The 3167-nt window shown below is 32.9% G+C and carries 5 protein-coding genes; 3 read left to right on the top strand and 2 right to left on the bottom strand.

Going from position 1 to position 3167, the window contains the following annotated elements; genetic code table 11:
- Together DMP16_RS08780 and DMP16_RS11070 are read left to right on the top strand one after the other, a co-directional pair.
- Positions 1-686 (top strand): PTO1314 family radical SAM protein (locus DMP16_RS08780; protein WP_143577113.1); only part of this gene is annotated, 686 nt, incomplete at its 5' end.
- A gap of 36 nt (positions 687-722) precedes the next feature.
- Positions 723-884, top strand: coding sequence for a hypothetical protein (locus DMP16_RS11070; protein ID WP_185957849.1), 162 nt, complete (start codon positions 723-725; stop codon positions 882-884).
- Here the strand turns inward: DMP16_RS11070 and DMP16_RS08785 are convergent.
- Positions 881-1411 (bottom strand): ADP-ribose-binding protein, encoded by a 531-nt coding sequence (locus tag DMP16_RS08785; RefSeq protein WP_069283890.1) that lies wholly within the window; start codon positions 1409-1411, stop codon positions 881-883. The two genes, DMP16_RS11070 and DMP16_RS08785, sit on opposite strands and share 4 nt — an antisense overlap.
- 37 nt (positions 1412-1448) lie before the next feature.
- Between DMP16_RS08785 and DMP16_RS08790 the strand changes: the two genes are divergently transcribed.
- Complete coding sequence (locus DMP16_RS08790; RefSeq protein ID WP_143577114.1) at positions 1449-2558, top strand: MFS transporter; 1110 nt, start codon at positions 1449-1451, stop codon at positions 2556-2558.
- Here the strand turns inward: DMP16_RS08790 and DMP16_RS08795 are convergent.
- On the bottom strand, positions 2547-3167 hold a 621-nt coding region (locus DMP16_RS08795), incomplete at its 5' end, for an exodeoxyribonuclease III (RefSeq protein WP_143577115.1). The two genes, DMP16_RS08790 and DMP16_RS08795, sit on opposite strands and share 12 nt — an antisense overlap.

Genomic DNA, 3167 nt, shown 5'->3' on the forward strand with positions numbered 1-3167 from the left:
GAGAAAAGGCTAAGAGTATAAGTGAGCATTTGGATTACCTTTTTGTCTCAATTGACGGAATAGCTGAGGCTCATGATAAAATTAGGGGAATTCCTGGATCGTTTGATAAGGCTATTGAAGGAATTAGAGAAGCTATAAAGTACATCCCAGTCTCAATTAGCTTCACTATAACTAATGATAATTATGATCAGGTATTAGGAGTTGTTGAATTGGCTAAAAAATTAGGTATTACAGTAAGTGTTCAAGTATCATATGATTATTCTACAGCTGAGAAATTGAGTCCGGAAAGGGAAAAATTGTTTAATACGTTGAACCTTCTGATAGAGCTGAAGAAAAAAGGTTATCCTATTGTAGAATCTATAAACTATTTTAATGCTATTAAAAATTCTTGGTATTATGGTATTTTATGGAAATGTAAGCCATGGTTAGTGATAAATATAGATCCGCAAGGTAAGGTAGTCCTGCCTTGTTACGTTTTAAATGAGTATAAGGGTTTTGAAAAAGTGTGGGAGGTTGATTTAGTGAAGCTATGGAATAACTATCCGTGGGAGAAGTATGAGAATTGTAATAGGTGCGCTTTGGCTTGTCATCTTGAACCCTCATTATTTAGCTGGAAGAATTCAAGTGAGATTAGGGAGAAAATAATTAACAATATTGTAAGTTACATATATGATCTTATACCGTAAAATTTTAATGTTAGATATTGAAAAAATATATTAAAAATGTTTTGCTACAAACTAGTATTTATAGAAGACAAATATTTCATGTATGTTTATAATGGAGAGAAAGTAATAGGTGTGATTCCATTAGATAAAAACCAGTCTACTTCGCTTAATAAAGCTAAAGAATATGAGGAGAGATTTGGTTGGAAAAAATGTGTTTAAGAAAACTCTTTGTCGAATATTTGCTTAAACGTATTATATGCATCTTTCGTATATAAAACTACTATAACGTTCCTCAGAGTTTTAGGCTTAAAGGATTTTATCACATTTGCCATTATTCTAGCACATACCTCAAAAGGATAACCAAAGATACCTGTAGATATTGCAGGTAGTGCAATACTTGTTAAACCTAATTCTTCAGCTTTCTCTAGCGACTTCCTAATAGCTGATTCCAACTTATCATCACCTTCTATACCGTATCTAGGACCTACCGCATGAATTATATATTTGGCCTTTAATTTTCCTGCACTTGTTACAGCTACTTCTCCAACGGGCACTGGTCCGTTTTTTCTAATGTATTCATCACTCTCCTTTTGTATTTCATATCCACCCTTCTTTACAATTGCATAAGCTACTCCTCCTCCATGTTGAAGGTAAGAATTAGCAGCGTTAACTATTGCATCTGCTCTAATTTCTGTAATATCTCCTAGAATTAGGTCGACCTTTAGACCATTTTCTAATTGATACATACAAAATTATATTAGTTGTTATTGCTTAAGAAAGTAAGTGGATTCAAGAGTAAAACTGCTTTTTCTTGCTCTAGTCATAATGTTATTTAACTCTATTTATCAGTATTCGTGGAATTCCATATCTCTTCTAGTGTCAAGGACCCTTAACTCTTCTGTCACAGCTATTGAAGTCGCATTTACGTTATATGCTATATTATCTTCGTTTTCTCAAATAGGAGGAGGGTATATAATTGATACTATTGGTCCGAGATTAGTTGGAGTAATATCCGCAATTTTCTTTTCCCTAGGATTTCTTATTCCAGTTATTTTTCCAAATATTATCCTCTTTTACATTTCCTGGTCTTTAGGCAGCATAGCTGAGGGAATACTATATGGTATAGCAGTGAATGTAGCGTTAAAATGGTACGAGAATAAGAGGGGGTTCGCCACTGGTATAGTATCATTAGGATTTGGTATTGGAGGGGCTATTTTTAATCCTTTTATTTCAATTTATAGATATTATTATGATCCATTCATCATAATAGGTATATTATCTTTATTTTGTCTATTACTTATTTCATTTAACGTGACATACCCTCCAAGGGATAAGCTTAAGGGAAATTCTCCTAAGAAAATTATAAGAGGCAAGGATTGGTGGTTAATTTATTTTTCATATTCTTTTGCGATAATTCCACTTCTTTCTTTTTCCTCCTCTTTATCTTTTTTGGGATCAGAATTACCTAGATGGTTACTTCTACTTTCTATAACCATATTTCCTGTGACGAGTGGGCTGGGCAGACCATTATTTGGAATGTTATCAGATAAGATGAATAGATTTCATAGCGTTATAATATTAAATTCACTAACGCTTCTAGCTTCTTTACTTTCTCTTCTCTCTCTCCCCTTATCAGCAATATTAGTCGGTTTGTTTGGGGGTTCTACCCTTACGTTATATCTATCATTATTAGGTGATATTTATGGTAACAAATTTTCTGGTACTAATACTGGTATTTTATATACGGGAAAAGCTTTCGCTGGAACTTTAGGTAGCATTTTATTAGGGTATTTTATCACGATAAGCAAATCAATAGCTTTACTGTTTATAATAGTTTCTCCACTTATTTCTATAATATTACTTTTAGCCGCAAGTAAAGTTCTATCCTATTAATTCCAAGGTTATTGGCGCATGATCAGACCCTTGTATGTTATCTAAAATGTCAGCACTTTTAATCCTGTCTTTTAGCTCATTTGAAACCAAACAGTAGTCTAATCTCAATCCAAGGTTCTTTTCTCTAGCGTGCATCATGTAACTCCACCAAGTATATTTCCTTTTATTAGGATAAAAATACCTAAACGTATCAATATATCCTAACGACAGAAAGTGTGTAAGCCATTGTTTTTCTTGTGGTGTTAAACCCGGAATTGAAGGATCATGATAGGCTGCGTCTATATCTTGATGTGCTACATTGAAATCTCCACACAGTATTACTGGTTTATTTTTTCTTAATTTTTCTGAAAAATTTTCTATAATCTCATCAAATTTTAATTTATAGCTTAATCTCTCTAGCCCATCTCCTGCTCTTGGAAAGTAAGAATTTATAACGTAAAAATCGTTAAGTTCTATTGTAATAACTCTCCCCTCCTCGTCAAATTCAGTTTTACCTAGCCCTTTTATGACGTTGATTGGTTTCTCTTTACATAGTGTCATTACTCCACTATACCCTTTTCTTTTAGCAGGAAATGTGAAAATTTGAAAGCCTAGTGTAATAAAATCTAA

Origin of the sequence: Sulfolobus sp. B1 (assembly GCF_007050195.1) — an archaeon.
Lineage (GTDB): Archaea > Thermoproteota > Thermoprotei_A > Sulfolobales > Sulfolobaceae > Saccharolobus.

Excerpts from the sequence above, each read along its gene's own strand:
- DMP16_RS08785 (WP_069283890.1), bottom strand. The coding sequence starts at position 1,411 with ATGTATCAATTAGAAAATGGTCTAAAGGTCGACCTAATTCTAGGAGAT.
- DMP16_RS11070 (WP_185957849.1), top strand. The coding sequence starts at position 723 with ATGTTTTGCTACAAACTAGTATTTATAGAAGACAAATATTTCATGTAT.